Source organism: Nitratireductor sp. XY-223 (assembly GCF_004959855.1).
GTDB lineage: Bacteria > Pseudomonadota > Alphaproteobacteria > Rhizobiales > Rhizobiaceae > Hoeflea_A.
In genome coordinates, this window is sequence record NZ_SPNT01000002.1 from 1 (window position 1) to 16,263 (window position 16,263).

A 16,263-nucleotide genomic window follows, 5' to 3' on the forward strand; every position below is an offset into this window, starting at 1 on the left:
ATGATCCCGACGCCCCTATGAGGCCCCGCACACCGACCCGTGTCAAACCGACCGCGATCCCGACGTCATCCGCAAGGAACAGAGACCTCAAACCCCGCAGGCGAATATCATCCGCTGGGCAAGGCCGCGCATGAGACAAAGACAAAAACGTTACAAAATTGATTCCATCTTCAGGATTGCTGTCTTCGGCTGCCCTTGAGGCGATGCTCAGACCAACAACAATTTAAACATGCGTTTCTCTGCGCATCGGAATGACCGTGGCCTGCGGCTTCGGCGGGTGGCGGATTTCCCCAGCATGGCGGTCATCGTGCGGGGGCGACTAGTAACCATCGTCCTGGATGAAATGCCATCCCGCAAATCGTCCGCGGGTCAGGTCGCCGGTGTCGAGCGGCGGCGCCCGCCGGCCGGGACCGGGATCGTCGTAGTAGATCTCGACCACCGCGCCACGCTCGATGCGCGCGTAGCCGCTGCCGGCGCCGCAGTACTCCATCTCCGCGTCCCTATGGATCGGGAAGGACCTCATTGCGGAACTTCGCCCCGATCCGGATCGCCGGGCGGCGCGCAGGGCGTGTTGCCGCGCGGTAGCCGTCCAGCCACTGCGACTTGAGTGTGTCGGCCGACAGCGCCGTGGCGGAGATCATCGACGCAGGTTTTCGCAGGCAGTCGTCGCGGTGCAGGACGATGTGCGCCGGCGCGACCGGCACGGCCGGTGGGGCCTCGGCGTCGCGCGCGCTGTAGCGCAGGCCTGTCAGCGTGTAACCGTCTCATCTGGCGCGCTCGAATCCCGAACGGCAGGCGCAGAAAGGCGCCACATCGCGGTCGCTCGCGATGACGGCCAGGTAGTCGATTTTCTTCGCCGACTTGCTGTCGTCGTGCGGCAGGCCCTTGACGGTCACGGAGTCCCATTCATCGGACATTGTGCGGATCCTTTCCTGTGTTCGGTTTCCCATTCAACAGACGTGGGCGGATCCCCTCTGCCGCCGCAAACGTAGCGCGCGGGCAGCCGCGCGATTTTCACAGCCCGCAGAACCTCTTCGCGCTCCGGAGAACCGGTATCGCGCATGTGCCCAGAATCGGACTGACCTGTGCGTTATCTCGACCGTCCGCGGGAGGGGCGCCCCAGCGCGCCTCACGGCTTGCGCGCGTACCTATAGAGGCGGACCGGCTGGCCCATCGCCGTCGCTCCGTCGAACCGTTGTTCACCAGACGGATAAAGCGACGCGAATCGGTTGCCGGAGGAATTGTTGAGGATCACCTGGTTTCCCTCAACGTCCCAGGCCCAGATCAACGCCGCCTGGCCGCTACAGCCGCGCGAGGCGGCGCGGTAACCACCGGTCCACTTCGTCAGCGCCAAAAAGATGTCGCAACTGCCGCCGCCAGTCGAGATCGTCCAGCGCCCGAGTATCGATTCGCGCGTCACCTGTGGCGCATCTGCCGCGGGCACAGGCAATTCATGCTCACTCTGACCCTGCATTGTCGGCGCCTTTGGGAACTCGTTCTACCCCGCCGGCGGCAACTGCCCGCTCCGGGTATCGCCGAACGGCGGTCGTGACTGTGTTTGCGGCTGCCCGTATCCGGTGCGCAAACCCGTTCCCTGGCATCCCGCCAAGGCGATCGCCGCATACAGTGCGATCACGATTGTTCCATCATGCATCAGTTCATCTCCAAATGCCGAATCCGGAGCTGCCTTCATGGTCGGCTTCAAGTACAATTACGTGTTCTTTCCCCGGAGGTTCACATGTCCGCGTTTCAGCATTTGCCGATTGCGCCAGCACCAAGGCAAACCATACCAGCGCGATCTCGGACGATTGCATACGCGATCCCATCCCCTTCTTCACCGGCTCGCCTTCACGCAGTCCAAAAATACCGCCAGCAGATCATGGCACTGGGTGCGCATCTGTCGAAGCATCATTTCCATAGAGCATTGCCGCACTGGACCGCCGTTTTCTGCACGGCTTTGCAGATTGCTCTTTCGAGTTCGTCTGCGTCGGCGAAAGTCTGGTGTGCCAGTTCGGTCTGTTTAAGCGTTTTCCAGGACGGTACGATGTCGTTGAGTTCCCGGGCGTATTTCGGCAGCCACTCAACCGTGAGCCAAAGGGCGCAATCGGCGAGTGCTGCTCGGGTCAGCTTGCTGGCGTGAATCGTGCCGTCGTCGAGCACCAGCACCACTGGCATGTGGTGGGCGCCTCGCTCTCATCAACAAAGAACCGTCGATCGGCGTGCTCCAACCCTGCGACCGGCTCCACCGCGCTCATGGAGTTAGCCCCCCACAGGGCGACCGTCCAAGGCGACGCGCAGCGGATCGCCAGGACCGCGGCCTCCCGGAAGAATGCCGAGATCGTTTCGCTGTCTTCCTTCGATCCGGCCATGAGATGCAGCAGAATCTTTCTGCCGTGCTGTGAGAATCTCAGGCAGCAGGCACCGGCTCGCATCTTTGGGTCGGCCTGATGCGCTCGGCAATGCCATCAACAAACAGACAGGCAATTTCATACTCGCTTAGATCTCGGGTGGAGAATGCCTAGTCGTCTGCCAAAAACCGCTCCGACCTGGAAACGCTCCTATGGCTTTTGCCGCGTGCGGTGGCGGGGGCTCGCCAATGCCTTGCTGCAAACCCATCTCACCGCAATCGCCTACAACCTCAAACCAACCCTCAACATACTCAACCCCGCACGAAACAAATCCCACTCAGTGTTCACAGGCGGTTCGTGGACAGGTCTCCCAATGCGCCCAACAGGATTCGATCCTATGATCTTTACCTTCGAAGGGTGGTCTGCTTTTCAATAACTGCCAACCCTAACCACCGGCAGCTTACAGTTCGACAGAGGTCAAATGAACTAGACCACAAATTCCTGTGGGCGGAAAACCACCCAAATTGGACGTCATTTCCATTCTGCGTCCAGGCACAGTTGCTGACCACAGGTTTGGTGGCGCATCCATCAGGATTCGAACCTGAGACCTCTATCTTCGGAGTGCAGGGCTTTTGTGCCAATTTCGGCCGCTTCTAGCCATTGGCGGCATCCGGGTGTCAAACCAAAATGAATTGGAGCAAAACCTGTGGACAGAAATTAACCCAATTTGGACGCCATTTGGACGCCATTTCAAAATCGCCTCCGAGCAAATTTTCTAAGTTATTGATTTTATGGCGCGCTCGGGAAGATTCGAACTCCCGACCCCCAGATTCGTAGTCTGGTGCTCTATCCAGCTGAGCTACGAGCGCGCGGCGGCGGCGTTGCCTGTCCGCGAGGCGTGTAACTAATCCTTTCGCCGCCGGAATGCAAGCGCCATGCGACGAAATTTTTGACCGGACACCGCCCTATTCGCCGACCTCCTTGATCGGCACCGGCGCGGCTGCCTCGCGGCACGCCTGTGCGTCCGGCTGGTTCGGCAGGGTGATGCGGAAGCGGGTCCCGGTGCCCGGCTTGTCGACCAGCGTGATCGTCCCGCCATGGGCGCGCACCAGTTCGCTGGCGATCGCCAGGCCAAGGCCGGTTCCGCCGGATCGGGCCGAGCCGCGAAAGGCGGTAAACAGGTTCTCGCGCGCCTTCGGCGGCATGCCGGGGCCGGTGTCGTCGATATCGATGGTCGCGGTCCCGTCCGCGACGGCGGCGGAAACGGTGATGCGCCGCACGATCGCCAGGTCGTCGGCGCCGTCGGCGGACAGCGCCTGGATCGCATTGCGGCACAGATTGTGGATGACGCGGAAGAGCTGCTCGCTGTCCGCCTCGATCTCCAGGCCCTCCGGCACGTCGATGACGAAATCGATGGGCGACCCGTCGGGCGCCGGCTCGCCGTCCGAGCGCAGATCCGCGTCGACAATCAGCATGTCGCGCACATCGGTCACAAGGGCGGCGAAATCGACCAGTCGCCGGTTCGGCTCGGCCTCGTTGGCACGGCCGTAATCGAGCACCTCGCGGGTGTAGTCGACCGCCCGGTCCATGGTGCGGATCAGCTTCGGCGCGAAGCGCTTGACGACCGGGTCGTCGACCATTGAAAGCCGGTCCGACATGAGCTGCGCGGAGGCAAGGATGTTGCGCATGTCGTGGTTGATCTTGGAAACGGCGAGGCCGAGATTGGCGAGGTGCCGCTGTTTCTTCAGCGTTCCCTGAAGCTCCTGCTGCATGGCCTGCAGATGGCGCTCGGCGATACCGATCTCGTCATCGATCTCCCGTGGCTCGATCACCCGCGCCGGATCGTCGGGATCACGCGAGAATGCCTGCATGCTCGTCGTCATGCGGCGGATCGGGCGTATCATCATGGCGTTGATGGCAATGAAGACCAGTCCCGCGGTGAACAGCGAAATCAGCACCGAAAGGAAGAACACGTTGCGCCCGTAGACGAGCATCGCATTGCGCAGCGGATCTTCCTCCATGACGATATCGATCATCATGGAACTGCCCTCGACCGGGCCGTAGACACGGATGATCCGGTCGTCGGAAAACAGCGTCACGAAGGCGTCCCGGATCGCGGCAAAGGGCGAAACGGAGGAAAGATCGTATTGCCGGTCGACCTGCGGCGGCATGTCGGACGCGGCGATCAGCCGGCTCATGTCGCCGGTCTTCAGGGCAATCGACTTGGTGCCGGTGGCCATGAGCGCGTCGTTCTGGATCGGACGCGGCAGTTCCATGTCCTCCCAGCCCTCGACGACCAGGCTTGCCGCGGCGGCGGTGCGCAGCCGGTCCTCCAGCCAGCGCATGCGCATATTGGCAACGGACGGCACGAAGATCAGCACCTCCGCGGCCATGACGAACAGCACCGTCAGCAAAAGCAGCTTGCCCGACAGGCTGTGCCATGGCTTCTGCTTGCCGTTCGCGCCTAGCGTCTCGCGTATGTCCGTGCCGTCGCCCGAATCCATCACAATTCCCGGATCATCCCTAACCGCCAGGACCTGCTCATATCGGAGCAAGCCCTTCATCTGCCGCTGTTTCGTCGGGCATTGCTACACCAAAGGGCAGGGCCTGCCTATCCAAATCGACGCATGAGCCCGATGATGCGGCGGATGAACGGTTTGCGTGTCATCGGACTATAATAGGTAATCACGGCCCGCTTTCCAATCTCGGCCATTGTCGGATAGGGCGGGACGTAGCCGCGGACGTTGGAAAGCCGCATCTTGTTGGCGATCGCCAAGGCCCACATATTGATCATCTCGCCGGCACCGGCGCCGGCGATCGACACGCCGACCACCCTGCCCTTCTTGTCCGTGACGAGCTTGATCAGACCGTCGGTCTTGCGCTCGGCAAGCGCCCGGTCGTTCTCCGCATAGGGCCAGCGAAGCACGTGAATATCGCCGAACCGCTTGCGCGCATCCTCCTCGCCGAGCCCGACATGGGCGAGTTCCGGGTCGGTATAGGTGGCCCAGGGCACGATGCCGCTGTTTTCCCTTGCCGGCGCCCGGAAGAGGATCTGCTGCACGACGAGACCCGCGTGATATCCGGCGACATGGGTGAACTGCAGCCCGCCGGCGACATCGCCGATGGCGAAGACACGCCGATTGGTGGTCTTCAGGTTGGGCTGTACCTTGATGCCGCCGCGGTCGTAGTCGATGCCCGCCTCGGTCAGGCCGATGCCCTCGACATTGGCGGCCCGGCCGGTGGCGACCAGGATGTGCGACCCGTCGACGGTCCGTTCGCCGTCCTCCGACTCAACGGTGACACGCACGCCGGCGCGGCCGAATTTCTTGACAGCGGTCACGGTCGTGCCTTCCAGGATCGTTACGCCTTCCGAGCGGATCCGGTCGAGCACGATGGCGGCGAGTTCCGGGTCGTCCTTGCCGAGCGCCTTGAGGCCCTCGATGACCGTTACCTCGGACCCCAGCCTGCGGTGCGCCTGTGCCATTTCCATGCCAATCGGACCGCCGCCGATGATGATCAGATGGCGCGCCCTTTGCGAGCGGTCGAACAGCGTCTCATTGGTGAGGTATTCGACCGTGTCGAGGCCTGGAATAGGCGGAACGAAGGGCGACGAGCCTGTCGCCACGACGTAGCGCCGCGCCTTGATCTCATAGTCGCCGGCGACCACCGTGTCCGGATCGGTAAAGGCGCCCGTATCCTCGATCACCTTGACGCCGAGGGCCGTGAAACGCTCGACTGAATCGTTCGGCGCAATGGCACCGATGACCGAGTGGATGTGTTCGTGGACCTTCTTGTAGTCGATCTTCACCTCGCCGGCATTGACCCCGAAATGCGGCGCCTCGGCAATGGCGTGCGCATGCTTGCCGGCGGCGATGATCGCCTTCGAGGGCACGCAGCCGTAGTTCAGGCAATCGCCTCCCATCTTGCCCTTTTCGATGAGCACCACGTCGACGCCGAAGGCGGCGGCCGCGGCGGCAACCGTGAGGCCGCCGGACCCGGCGCCGATAACGCAGATGTCGGGGCGAAGCGTGGTGGTCATGAACGTTCTCCAAGGACAGTATCTTCGGTGCGCGTCGCACGTCCGCGCGGCGCAGAAAAACAGCGGGACGCTGGCAGAATAATCAGAATTCGCGTCCGGCGCGGAATTTTTTGATGATAAAGGGAATGGCGGCGACAGCGGCCAGGACCGCAAAGGCAATGGTCAGTTCAGCGGTGACGAGGTCCGCCAGCGACACATCCCGGCCGGCCTCCTTGGCCGATTGGATGACGCTGTCCAGGCCCTGGCCCAGATAGGAATAGGCATAGGTGCCCGGAAGGATGCCCAAGAAGGTGGCAGTCACATAGACGCGCAGCGGCACATTGAACAGGGCCGGCGCGATATTGATGACGAAAAACGGAAAGACCGGTGCCAGCCGCAGCACCAGCAGAAAGCCGAAAGCGTTCCGCTCAAAGCTGTGGGCCAGCTTGGCGACACCGGGGCCCGCCATCCTTTCGAGAAAATCGCCAAGCGCCGTACGGGCGGCGAGGAAAATGACGGAGGCGCCGATCGTTGCCGCGAACGCGGTCAGCGTTCCGGCCAGGAACCAGCCGAAGACGAAACCGCCGAGGATGGTGAGCAGGGAAGCGGCAGGGAAGGAAAAGGCGACCGCAAGGACATAGACGGCAAAATAGACGGCGCTCGCCATCACGATGTTTTCCATCACGTGGGCCTTGAGCGTGTCGCGGTGCTCGATGAGCGATTCAAGCGTCAGATATTCGTGCAGACCGAACAGGTAGCCGATGACCAGACCGCAGGCGATGACGACGATCGGAGCAAAACGTTTCAGCTTTGCGCCGGTGCCCGCATTCTCGACTGCGCCGTTCTTTTCCATGGCCGACTGCCGGTCCAGCTCCTGTGCCGTGTCCTGATCGACGGATTTGCTGTCAGAGGTCATGGCGCGCTCCTGGTTCGTTCTCTCGAATCGGGCGCACCTCAGGCACATCCCGGTGCTGCGAACCTAAGCAACGCGCACGCAACCTTCCAATGAATTCCACTCCCATTTTCGAAAGTGTATGTGACCTTCGACCCCGCGGCACTCACAATGCCGTGAACCCGAACTCGCGGATTACGAACCCGGATTCACGTCGTTCAGGGACCAGTCATAGACGAAACGGCCGAGGGACGCAGCCCCGATCGCCGCCTTGTGCTGCGGTTCGGCAAAGGCGCTCCAGTGCTGCTTGAGGCGCGACTTGCCGCCGAAATCGCCGGCGTACCAGGAATAGATCTTGGACGCGGTGATGCGCCCGGACTTCACCGACACGCCGCGCGGGTGATTGACGTAGTCACGCGCGTTCCTGGCCAGCAGACGGTCGACATTCCTGCCCGCATAGGCCTCGGTGACGAGATTGGGACACGAATAGGAGGCGCAGTTCAGTCCGTAGTGCGACATCGGATCGGCAAACAGCGGCCGGACGATCCGGTGCTCGATATCGTCGAGCGACAATTGCGTTCCTTCGACGGTCAGGAGTTTTCGGGACCAGGGGCCGGCTCCGAACAGACCGCCGCCGCCCAGCCTGATCTTCTTGATCGACGTGACCGGATAGTGGTCGGCCACCACGTCCAGCGTCGCGGCGTTGTAGAGGTTGATCCAGTAGGCATGGGCCTCGGCGACCGAAAGCGTTGTGGGACGCACAGCCTGCAGGGCGACGAGGTAGGATTTCAGTTCCCCATGGCCGTTCGCCTTCAGTCGGCGGTAGTCGATCCTGGTATAGGCCTGGGCGTCGCTGACGACATAGGCGCCGAGCAAGGCATTGAAGGCGCCATGGTTGACCGATCCGGCGCCGCGCGGCCTCAGGGCGGTTATGGCGCTTGCGGCATGAACCGGACGCGCATGGATCATGGCCGCAAAGCCCATTGTGGTGGCTCCGGTCAGCAGGGCGCGTCGGGTCAGTGCGGTCATTGTCTTCTCCCATCGAAGTTCGGCTCGTCCGGCCAGAAGCCGGTGCGAACAAAATCGCGCCCCCGGCACCGACAGGCAATGGACCGGCGGCCGATCTCACCGCCATGTGATTGAAGGTGATGGCGACGCCGCACGAACGGCGTTTGCATATTGCTCAAGGGGAACGATCACGTTCGGGGCCGCGCGATTGACTTGCGGGGGCCTTTCTGCGTATAAGCCGCGCACGTTCGGGTTTGGCCGTCCGGCGCATGTTATTTTGTGCGTTCGCCACCCTGACGGCAATCGCAACGCTACTGTTTTCCGACAGTCCGAAGAAGGGCCGCACACCGCGGTGTTTAAATAAATGACCAAGCGTACCTATCAACCGTCAAAACTCGTGCGCAAGCGCCGGCACGGCTTCCGCGCACGCACCGCAACCAAGGGTGGCCGCAGGGTAATCGCCGCGCGTCGGGCGCGCGGACGCAAGCGTCTTTCGGCTTAGGACGGACTTCTTAGACAAAGCAGGACCCATGCCGCCTATCAGGCAATCGCCGGTTATCGGAAGGCTGAAGAAACGCTCCGATTTTCTGGCCGTTCGCAAGGGTGAACGGCGAAAGGGTCCCTTTTTCGTGCTCGAAGTGCTCGACCGCGGCTCGGCGGGCGAGGCACCGCGCATCGGCTATACGGTCACCAAACGGCAGGGCAACGCGGTCGAGCGCAACCGCATCAGGCGCCGGCTGAGGGAGGCCGTCCGCCTGAAGGCCGCATTTGATATGAGGCCGGGCCATGACTATGTGGTGGTTGCCCGGCGCGATGCGCTTGAGGCACCGTTCGCGGAGCTGAGCGATTCACTTGCCCGGCGCATCGGCGGGCCGGCGGACAAAAAGCGCGGCAGGCGTTGCGGCCCAACGCCGAAAGACAGGACCGAATGATGGAACAGAACAAAAACTATTTCATTGCCATTGGCCTATCGGTGCTGATCCTGATCGCCTGGCAGTTTCTGTACGTCAATCCGAAGATCGAACGCGAACGCGCCGCCCAGGAAGCCTTCCAACAACAGCAGGCACAGCAGCAGACACCGCTTGCCGGACAGAGCGGTGAACCGGCGGCGAACGCGCCGACCGCGACCTCCGACCTGCCGCAGGCGGAAACCGCCACGACGGGCCTTCCCGGTTCGGTATCCGGCGACGCCACGAGTGTCAGCCGCGAAGCATCGCTCGGTCAGTCGGAGCGTATCAGCATCGACACGCCTGCGCTGACGGGGTCGATCAACCTCAAGGGCGCGCGCTTCGACGACCTGAAACTGAAGAACTACCACGAGACGGTGAACCCCTCGAGCCCGATCATCGAGCTCTTGTCGCCGGCTTCCATGCAGGAAGGCTATTTCGCCGAATTCGGTTTCGCCGGCAACGACATCAGCGGCGATGTTCCGGGCCCCAATACAGTCTGGACGGTCGACGGCACACCGACGCTGACGCCGTCTTCGCCCGTCGTGCTTGCGTGGACCAATGACAAGGGCCTGACCTTCCAGCGCACCGTCAGTGTCGACGAGCATTTCATGTTCGAGATCGCCGATGCCGTGACGAACAATTCCGAAAGCGCCGTCTCCATCTCGCCCTACGGCCGCATTACCCGTTTGTACAAGCCGCAGCTGACCGGCATCTTCGTCCTGCATGAGGGGCTGCTCGGCGTCTTCGGCGAGGACGGCCTGCAGGAGATCGACTATGACGACGTCGAGGACGACCGCACGATCACGCCGGCCAAGGCCAGCAACGGCTGGATGGGCATCACCGACAAATATTGGGCAACGGCCCTGATCCCGGCGCCCGACCAGCCTTTCCAGGCGCGGTTCTCCTATTTCGACGATGGTCGTCCGCGCTATCAGACGGACTTTCTTAGCGATGCCATTACGGTGCAGGCGGGCCAGACGCAGACGCTGGAGACGCATCTCTTCGCCGGCGCCAAGCAGGTGCCGATCATCAATGCCTATGGAGAGGCCTTCAACATCGACCGGTTCGACTTGATGATCGACTGGGGCTGGTTCCACTTCATCACCAAGCCGATGTTTTACGTGCTCGATTTCTTCTACCGGATCTTGGGCAATTTCGGGCTGGCGATCCTGGCGACCACAGTTCTTCTCAAGCTGTTCTTCTTCCCGCTGGCCAACAAGTCCTACAAGTCGATGGCCAATATGAAGAAGGTCCAGCCGAAGATGGAGGAGATCAAGCAGAAACACGGCGAGGACCGTCAGGCCATGCAAAAGGCGATGATGGAGCTGTACAAGAAGGAAAAGGTCAATCCGGTGGCGGGCTGCTGGCCGGTCCTCTTGCAGATCCCCGTCTTCTTCGCGCTCTACAAGGTGCTTTACGTCACCATCGAAATGCGGCATGCGCCGTTCTTCGGCTGGATCCAGGACCTTTCGGCGCCGGATCCGACGTCCATGTTCAACCTGTTCGGCCTGATCCCGTTCGATCCGCCGACCTTCCTGATGATCGGCGTATGGCCGCTTCTGATGGGCATCACCATGTTCCTGCAGATGCGGATGAACCCGACGCCGCCCGATCCGACACAGGCGATGATCTTCAACTGGATGCCGGTGATCTTCACCTTCATGCTGGCGACCTTCCCGGCCGGCCTCGTCATCTACTGGGCGTGGAACAACTTCCTTTCGATCCTCCAGCAGGGCGTCATCATGAAGCGCCAGGGCGTCAAGATCGAGCTGTGGGACAACCTGGTCAACCTGATCAAGAAGAAACCGAAGGCGGCCGAGTAGCCGCCTTATCGCCGCAATGTCTTCGGATCAGAGCCCCGTGCCGGACGCAAAGACCCTTTTTGCACGCCCCTGGGTGTTCATTCGCGGCGTGCCGGCGATGAAGTTCCTGCCGCCGGAAGGCCCGCCGGAGATCGCCTTTGCCGGGCGCTCCAATGTGGGCAAATCTTCCCTGATCAACGCCCTGGTCGGACAGAAGGGCCTGGCACGCACGTCCAACACGCCCGGCCGCACACAGGAGCTCAACTATTTCGTTCCCGACGGCTATTCGGGAGAAAAGGGCAATCTGCCGCCGCTGGCGCTTGTCGACATGCCGGGCTACGGCTTCGCAAAGGCGCCGAAGGCGCAGGTCGACCAGTGGACAAAGCTCGTCTTCGACTATCTGCGCGGCCGGTCGACGCTGAAGCGCGTCTATGTGCTGATCGACGCACGCCACGGCATCAAGGCCAATGACGAGGACGTACTCAAGCTGCTCGATGTCGCGGCCGTCTCCTACCAGATCGTGCTGACCAAGACCGACAAGATCAAGGCGGCGGGCGTGCCGCGCCTGCTCGATCGCACCGACGAACAGATCCGGCGGCGCCCGGCCGCCTTCCCGCAGATCATCGCGACCTCGTCCGAGAAGGGTTCGGGCATCGACGAATTGCGGTGGGCGATCGCCGAAGCCGTTGCTGCGTAAGGCTCGATTTCATTTACAATATCTGTGCTATTGTCCGGCAAGCGTTGCGTAGGGAAGACACGGGATGGGCGACAAACCGGAACGGCAGCAGGTGGCCATGGCGTGGGCCGTTCATGCCTTCACGGCATCGGGCATTGTGCTCGGCTTCCTCGCCTTCGTCGCCATACTGGACAATGACAGGACCGCCGTCTTCATGTGGCTGGGCCTGGCGCTGTTCGTGGACGCCATCGACGGAACCCTCGCCCGCAAGATCCGCGTCAGCGAGGTCACGCCCAATCTCGACGGAACAACGCTCGACAACGTCATCGACTATTTCAATTATGTCGCCGTGCCGGCGATGATGGTCTACTGGTTCGGCCTTGTGCCGGAAGGCTGGGAGACCGTGACCGCCGCGACGATCATGGCCGTTTCCTGCTACACATTCGCCAATACGGGGATGAAGACGTCGGACTACTATTTCTCCGGTTTCCCGGCGCTTTGGAACGTGGTCGTCCTCTATTTCTATATCTTGCAGACCAGTCCGTGGACCAACCTGGTGGTCATCGCCATCTGCGCGGTGCTGACCTTCATTCCGCTCAAATATGTGCACCCGTTCCGGGTCACCGACTGGCGCGGCGTGACCATCCCGATGACGGTGCTGTGGGCGGCGACGACAATGCGGCTCGTGCTGATCCCGCCGGATGTGACGACGGCGCAGAAGGCCTCGTCGCTGATCTTCTGGCTGTGGGTGCTGGCGACGCTCTATTTCGCCGGCCTGTCGCTGTGGCGCTCGTTCCAGCCGGAGCCGGACGGCGATCAGGCCGACTGAGCCTCAAAGGTCAATGCGACACCGTTGATGCAGTGGCGCAGGCCCGTCGGCGGCGGGCCGTCGTTGAAGACATGGCCGAGATGACCGCCGCAGCGCCGGCAGTGGACCTCCGTGCGCGGCAAGACCAGTTTGAAATCGCGCTTCGTGCCGACGGCGTCAGGGAGCGAATCGTAGAAGCTCGGCCAGCCGGTTCCGCTGTCATACTTGGTTTCCGAGGCGTAGAGCGGCAGATCGCAACCGGCGCAATTGAAGGTCCCCTCCCGCTTTTCGTACAAAAGCGGGCTGGTGTAGGGCCGCTCCGTCGCCTCCTGGCGCAACACGGCATACTGGTCGGGCGTCAGCATACTGCGCCATTCGGCCTCGCTGTAGGTGACCTCGAACTCGCCTTCTCCGGCAACGGCCGGCGTCGGGGACGGTTTGAGCGCGTACAGGCCGCCCATGGCTGCAACCGCGGCTCCTGACAGCAAAAAGGTTCGGCGGTTCATAACGAATTCCCTCTATTTCCGCCGGTAATATAGCGTTTGCAGCGTTGAACTGCCCATGAACTTTTCGCGAGCGCCGCATGCCCGCGGAACTGCCATGTTCCGTTTTACTGTCAGTTGTGCGCCCGGTGATGATGCCGCAGGGACCGCAGACGGTCCTTGTCGATCGGTCCGCCGATGAACAGCGCGGCGATCACCAGTCCTACGACGGCAAGCGAGCCGTTGACGATGAAGGCGGTCCGGATGCCCTCGATGAGGGTGCTGGACGATGCGACGATCGCCGTGTTCAGGCCAAGCCCGATGGCACCGCCGGCGACATTGACCATGTAGATGATGGCGCCCGCCAGGCTGGCGCGGGACGGGTCCAGCGCGGTGACGCCGGCCGTCGTCACGGATGAATAGAAGAGCCCGATCCCGATGCCGAGGACCACCATGCCCGGAACGAGCCCGCCATAGGTGGTGCCCGCATGCACGGCCGACAACAGGAACATGCCGCCGGCGAGGCACGCCGCGCCGACCGAGACGATCAGCTTGGCGCCCAGCAACTCGTGGACATGGCCGGCGACGAAGGAGACGAGCGCGAAGGTCAGCATCATCGGCAACAGGCCGGCGCCGGCGCCGGCGGCCGAGAAGCCGAGCGCCTTGGTCATGTATTGCGGCAGGTACAGAAGCGCCCCGAAAAAGACGGCCGCGATCATCAGCGTCGTGATGGTGGCTACCGCGAATGTCAGGTTGCGGATCACCGCATCGGGGACCAGGGCCGTGTCGCCCATCCTGTTCTCGTAGAGGCCGAAGCCGATCACTGAAACGGCTCCTAGGGCAAACAGGAACAGGATCACCGGGTCCGTCCAGCCGCGATCCACGCCCCAGTCAAGCGCCAGCAGCCAGGCGAGCAGCCCCACCGTCAGGATCGCGATACCGCCGTAGTCGATGCGCTCGTTCGGCCCGGTCGGCTTGTCCCGCGGCACAACCAGCAGCACTGTCGATATGCCCAAAAGGGCGACGGGCCCGTTGATGAAGAAGATCCATTGCCAGCCGAGCGTATCGGTCAGCGCGCCACCGATCAGCGGTCCCATCGCATTGCCGATGCCGGCGACGCCGACCACGAGGCCGCCGGCCAGACCGGCCCGGCTGTCGGGCACGATTTCGTAGGTCATGCCGAGCACGGCCGGCCACATCAGCGCACCGCCGATACCCATGATGCCGCGGCAGACAAGCAGCATGCGAACGTCCGGCACCAGTCCGCCGATGACGGACGAGACGGCAAATATGGCGGCACCGATGAGGAATATGCGGCGTCTTCCGAAGATGTCGGCAAGCCTGCCGCCGGTCACGATGACAACGCCGAAGACCATGGCGTAGCTGTTGATGACCCACTGCGCCGTGGTGAGATCGGTATTGAAGTATTTTTCGATCGCCGGAATGGCAACGGACAGGGCCGTGAAATCATTGGCCACGACAAAGGTGCCGACGGCCATGGCGAAAAGCCCGATTATGGTGTTCCTGTCGAGCCTCTCGACTTCCATAGATCAGTCTCCTGTTCCATTGCCTGCCGGAAATTACCGCATAAACTTCATCAAACAGCTTTTTAAACGGCCCGGCAATCGCACACCTGCAAGTTTGTTTAATGACAAATGCTGCAACTTCAGGGTCTACCGACCGGGTTGCCACGGTTCCGGGGGCAACCGTTGCCGTGCCGCTGAAAGCCCCGGCAAACGACAATTGCCCTCGCCTGCCTTTAGGGCTAGAACGTCTGCGATTTCAAAGAGGCAGCCATGGCCGACAAAGATCACGACACCAAAGAAGACAGCCAGCAACAGGCAAAACTGCTTTCCCAGGCACTGCCCTACATGCAGCGCTACGAGGACTGCACCATCGTCGTCAAATATGGCGGCAACGCCATGGGCGACCCGGAACTTGGACAGGCCTTCGCGCGGGACATCGCCCTGTTGAAACAGTCGGGCGTCAACCCGATCGTCGTGCATGGCGGCGGCCCGCAGATCGGCCGGATGCTGACGGAGATCGGCATCGAATCGAAATTCGAGGGCGGATTGCGCGTCACCGACGAGCGCACTGTCGAGATCGTCGAAATGGTGCTGGCAGGTTCGATCAACAAGGAAATCGTCGCCATGATCAATGCCGAGGGCGAATGGGCCATCGGCCTGTGCGGCAAGGACGGCAACATGGTTTTCGCCGAGAAGGCGCACAAGACCGTCGTCGATCCCGATTCAAATATTGAGCGCATCCTGGACCTTGGTTTTGTCGGCGACATCGTCGAGGTCGACCGGACGCTGCTCGACCTGCTCGCCAAGTCGGAAATGATCCCGGTGATCGCGCCGGTTGCGCCGGGCCGCGACGGCCATACCTACAACATCAACGCCGACACCTTCGCCGGCGCCATCGCGGGCGCGCTTTCCGCGACCCGCCTCCTGTTCCTCACCGACGTTCCGGGCGTGCTCGACGGCGACGGCAATCTGATCAAGCAGCTCTCGGTGGCCGAGGCCAAGGCGATGATCGCCGACGGCACGATTTCCGGCGGCATGATCCCGAAGGTCGAGACCTGCATCCATGCCATCGAGGCGGGTGTCGAGGGCGTCGTCATTCTCAACGGCAAGACGGCCCACGCGGTGCTTCTCGAAATCTTCACCAGGCACGGCGCCGGCACGCTCATCGTGCGCTAGAGCAAGATGGGCAATTCGCGCGCGCACCGCATCGACTGCCGATTTTCAACGCAGCGTCTCACCGTCGCATCATGGGACCGGGATCTGGGCGATACGGCGTTGCGCGCGCAATTGACCCGTGACCTGCGCGCGCTCCTGGTTCCCGAGGTCCTGCAGCACCTTCCGGCCCCGCTGCAATGCGGTAACGGGCCCGATGCGGTCGCCGCCTGGATCAGCGACCGGCGGGCCGAAAGCGAGGTCCAGACAGTCCGTTCCTCCCAGACCGGCAGGCTGCTCGGCCTGCTGATCCTGGCGCCGTTCGAAGAAGCGGGCGAAGACCTCGTGATCCACATCGGATACCTCTTTTCCGCCGAATGCTGGGGCAAGGGTTTTGCCACCGAACTCGTCTCGGCGCTGGTCCGCTGGTGCGCGGACCAGCCCTTTCCGGTGCGCCTGATCGGCGGTGTCGGACACGGAAACCAAGCCTCGGCGCGGGTCCTGGAGAAGGCGGGGTTTGCCAAATCGAAGGCTCTGTCCGATGACGAGACGGATGTCTTCGAACTGTCGGTCGCCTAGTTATTCCGGGACGGCGCCGGCG

General features: G+C 62.3%; 18 protein-coding genes and 1 tRNA gene. 7 read left to right on the forward strand and 12 right to left on the reverse strand.

Annotation, left to right across the window (positions count from 1 at the left end):
• Positions 1–319 precede the first annotated feature (319 nt).
• From E4M07_RS29040 to E4M07_RS06570, 10 genes are all read right to left on the reverse strand, one after another.
• Positions 320–490, reverse strand: coding sequence for a hypothetical protein (locus E4M07_RS29040; protein WP_169054115.1), 171 nt, complete (start codon positions 488–490; stop codon positions 320–322).
• Between the two features lie 10 nt (positions 491–500).
• Positions 501–704, reverse strand: a complete 204-nt coding sequence (locus tag E4M07_RS06530; RefSeq protein ID WP_136657520.1) for a hypothetical protein — start codon at positions 702–704, stop codon at positions 501–503.
• Positions 705–764: 60 nt separating this feature from the next.
• Positions 765–917 carry a hypothetical protein gene (locus tag E4M07_RS29045; protein WP_169054116.1) on the reverse strand — a complete coding sequence of 51 codons (153 nt, stop codon included), beginning with the start codon at positions 915–917 and terminating at the stop codon, positions 765–767.
• 212 nt (positions 918–1,129) lie between these two features.
• Positions 1,130–1,474, reverse strand: a complete 345-nt coding sequence (locus E4M07_RS06535) for a protease inhibitor Inh/omp19 family protein (protein ID WP_136657521.1) — start codon at positions 1,472–1,474, stop codon at positions 1,130–1,132.
• A 434-nt stretch (positions 1,475–1,908) separates the two neighbouring features.
• Positions 1,909–2,175: a transposase gene (locus E4M07_RS06540; RefSeq protein ID WP_136657522.1), complete on the reverse strand. Its 267-nt coding sequence runs from the start codon at positions 2,173–2,175 to the stop codon at positions 1,909–1,911.
• 965 nt (positions 2,176–3,140) lie between these two features.
• Positions 3,141–3,217: transfer RNA gene (locus E4M07_RS06550), tRNA-Arg, on the reverse strand.
• Between the two features lie 96 nt (positions 3,218–3,313).
• Positions 3,314–4,852, reverse strand: a complete 1,539-nt coding sequence (locus tag E4M07_RS06555) for a HAMP domain-containing sensor histidine kinase (protein WP_136657523.1) — start codon at positions 4,850–4,852, stop codon at positions 3,314–3,316.
• Positions 4,853–4,959: 107 nt separating this feature from the next.
• On the reverse strand, positions 4,960–6,387 hold the full coding sequence (locus E4M07_RS06560; protein WP_136657524.1) for an FAD-dependent oxidoreductase: 1,428 nt from the start codon (positions 6,385–6,387) through the stop codon (positions 4,960–4,962).
• An 82-nt stretch (positions 6,388–6,469) separates the two neighbouring features.
• On the reverse strand, positions 6,470–7,282 hold the full coding sequence (locus tag E4M07_RS06565) for a TVP38/TMEM64 family protein (RefSeq protein ID WP_246660383.1): 813 nt from the start codon (positions 7,280–7,282) through the stop codon (positions 6,470–6,472).
• Positions 7,283–7,453: 171 nt separating this feature from the next.
• Positions 7,454–8,287 carry a DUF547 domain-containing protein gene (locus E4M07_RS06570; RefSeq protein WP_136657525.1) on the reverse strand — a complete coding sequence of 278 codons (834 nt, stop codon included), beginning with the start codon at positions 8,285–8,287 and terminating at the stop codon, positions 7,454–7,456.
• Positions 8,288–8,630: 343 nt separating this feature from the next.
• Between E4M07_RS06570 and rpmH the strand changes: the two genes are divergently transcribed.
• From rpmH to E4M07_RS06595, 5 genes are all read left to right on the forward strand, one after another.
• Positions 8,631–8,768 carry a 50S ribosomal protein L34 gene (gene rpmH / locus E4M07_RS06575; RefSeq protein WP_136657526.1) on the forward strand — a complete coding sequence of 46 codons (138 nt, stop codon included), beginning with the start codon at positions 8,631–8,633 and terminating at the stop codon, positions 8,766–8,768.
• 28 nt (positions 8,769–8,796) lie between these two features.
• A complete protein-coding gene (gene rnpA / locus E4M07_RS06580) occupies positions 8,797–9,198 on the forward strand; it encodes a ribonuclease P protein component (RefSeq protein ID WP_136657527.1) in 402 nt (133 codons plus the stop codon).
• The gene (yidC, locus tag E4M07_RS06585) at positions 9,198–11,039 is read left to right on the forward strand and encodes a membrane protein insertase YidC (RefSeq protein ID WP_169054117.1); all 1,842 of its coding nucleotides are present in this window, start codon (positions 9,198–9,200) and stop codon (positions 11,037–11,039) included. The genes rnpA and yidC overlap by 1 nt, the downstream gene beginning before the upstream one ends.
• A gap of 16 nt (positions 11,040–11,055) precedes the next feature.
• Positions 11,056–11,715: a ribosome biogenesis GTP-binding protein YihA/YsxC gene (gene yihA, locus E4M07_RS06590; protein WP_136657529.1), complete on the forward strand. Its 660-nt coding sequence runs from the start codon at positions 11,056–11,058 to the stop codon at positions 11,713–11,715.
• Between the two features lie 64 nt (positions 11,716–11,779).
• The gene (locus tag E4M07_RS06595) at positions 11,780–12,523 is read left to right on the forward strand and encodes a CDP-alcohol phosphatidyltransferase family protein (RefSeq protein ID WP_136657530.1); all 744 of its coding nucleotides are present in this window, start codon (positions 11,780–11,782) and stop codon (positions 12,521–12,523) included.
• On the opposite strand, the gene msrB is transcribed toward E4M07_RS06595, so the two are convergent.
• Together msrB and E4M07_RS06605 are read right to left on the reverse strand one after the other, a co-directional pair.
• On the reverse strand, positions 12,511–13,008 hold the full coding sequence (gene msrB, locus E4M07_RS06600) for a peptide-methionine (R)-S-oxide reductase MsrB (RefSeq protein WP_136657531.1): 498 nt from the start codon (positions 13,006–13,008) through the stop codon (positions 12,511–12,513). The genes E4M07_RS06595 and msrB overlap by 13 nt on opposite strands.
• 110 nt (positions 13,009–13,118) lie before the next feature.
• Positions 13,119–14,531 (reverse strand): MFS transporter, encoded by a 1,413-nt coding sequence (locus E4M07_RS06605; RefSeq protein WP_136657532.1) that lies wholly within the window; start codon positions 14,529–14,531, stop codon positions 13,119–13,121.
• 249 nt (positions 14,532–14,780) lie between these two features.
• Here E4M07_RS06605 and argB point away from each other — a divergent pair, with 249 nt between their 5' ends.
• Positions 14,781–15,686 carry an acetylglutamate kinase gene (gene argB / locus E4M07_RS06610; protein WP_136657533.1) on the forward strand — a complete coding sequence of 302 codons (906 nt, stop codon included), beginning with the start codon at positions 14,781–14,783 and terminating at the stop codon, positions 15,684–15,686.
• A 6-nt stretch (positions 15,687–15,692) separates the two neighbouring features.
• On the forward strand, positions 15,693–16,241 hold the full coding sequence (locus E4M07_RS06615; protein ID WP_136657534.1) for a GNAT family N-acetyltransferase: 549 nt from the start codon (positions 15,693–15,695) through the stop codon (positions 16,239–16,241).
• Positions 16,242–16,263: the final 22 nt, after the last annotated feature.

Excerpts from the sequence above, each read along its gene's own strand:
- E4M07_RS06555 (WP_136657523.1), bottom strand. The coding sequence starts at position 4,852 with ATGGATTCGGGCGACGGCACGGACATACGCGAGACGCTAGGCGCGAAC.
- E4M07_RS29045 (WP_169054116.1), bottom strand. The coding sequence starts at position 917 with ATGTCCGATGAATGGGACTCCGTGACCGTCAAGGGCCTGCCGCACGAC.
- yihA (WP_136657529.1), top strand. The coding sequence starts at position 11,056 with ATGTCTTCGGATCAGAGCCCCGTGCCGGACGCAAAGACCCTTTTTGCA.
- E4M07_RS06535 (WP_136657521.1), bottom strand. The coding sequence starts at position 1,474 with ATGCAGGGTCAGAGTGAGCATGAATTGCCTGTGCCCGCGGCAGATGCG.
- msrB (WP_136657531.1), bottom strand. The coding sequence starts at position 13,008 with ATGAACCGCCGAACCTTTTTGCTGTCAGGAGCCGCGGTTGCAGCCATG.
- E4M07_RS06615 (WP_136657534.1), top strand. The coding sequence starts at position 15,693 with ATGGGCAATTCGCGCGCGCACCGCATCGACTGCCGATTTTCAACGCAG.
- E4M07_RS06570 (WP_136657525.1), bottom strand. The coding sequence starts at position 8,287 with ATGACCGCACTGACCCGACGCGCCCTGCTGACCGGAGCCACCACAATG.
- E4M07_RS06560 (WP_136657524.1), bottom strand. The coding sequence starts at position 6,387 with ATGACCACCACGCTTCGCCCCGACATCTGCGTTATCGGCGCCGGGTCC.
- E4M07_RS06595 (WP_136657530.1), top strand. The coding sequence starts at position 11,780 with ATGGGCGACAAACCGGAACGGCAGCAGGTGGCCATGGCGTGGGCCGTT.
- yidC (WP_169054117.1), top strand. The coding sequence starts at position 9,198 with ATGGAACAGAACAAAAACTATTTCATTGCCATTGGCCTATCGGTGCTG.
- rpmH (WP_136657526.1), top strand. The coding sequence starts at position 8,631 with ATGACCAAGCGTACCTATCAACCGTCAAAACTCGTGCGCAAGCGCCGG.
- E4M07_RS29040 (WP_169054115.1), bottom strand. The coding sequence starts at position 490 with ATGGAGTACTGCGGCGCCGGCAGCGGCTACGCGCGCATCGAGCGTGGC.
- E4M07_RS06605 (WP_136657532.1), bottom strand. The coding sequence starts at position 14,531 with ATGGAAGTCGAGAGGCTCGACAGGAACACCATAATCGGGCTTTTCGCC.
- E4M07_RS06540 (WP_136657522.1), bottom strand. The coding sequence starts at position 2,175 with ATGCCAGTGGTGCTGGTGCTCGACGACGGCACGATTCACGCCAGCAAG.
- E4M07_RS06565 (WP_246660383.1), bottom strand. The coding sequence starts at position 7,282 with ATGACCTCTGACAGCAAATCCGTCGATCAGGACACGGCACAGGAGCTG.
- rnpA (WP_136657527.1), top strand. The coding sequence starts at position 8,797 with ATGCCGCCTATCAGGCAATCGCCGGTTATCGGAAGGCTGAAGAAACGC.
- argB (WP_136657533.1), top strand. The coding sequence starts at position 14,781 with ATGGCCGACAAAGATCACGACACCAAAGAAGACAGCCAGCAACAGGCA.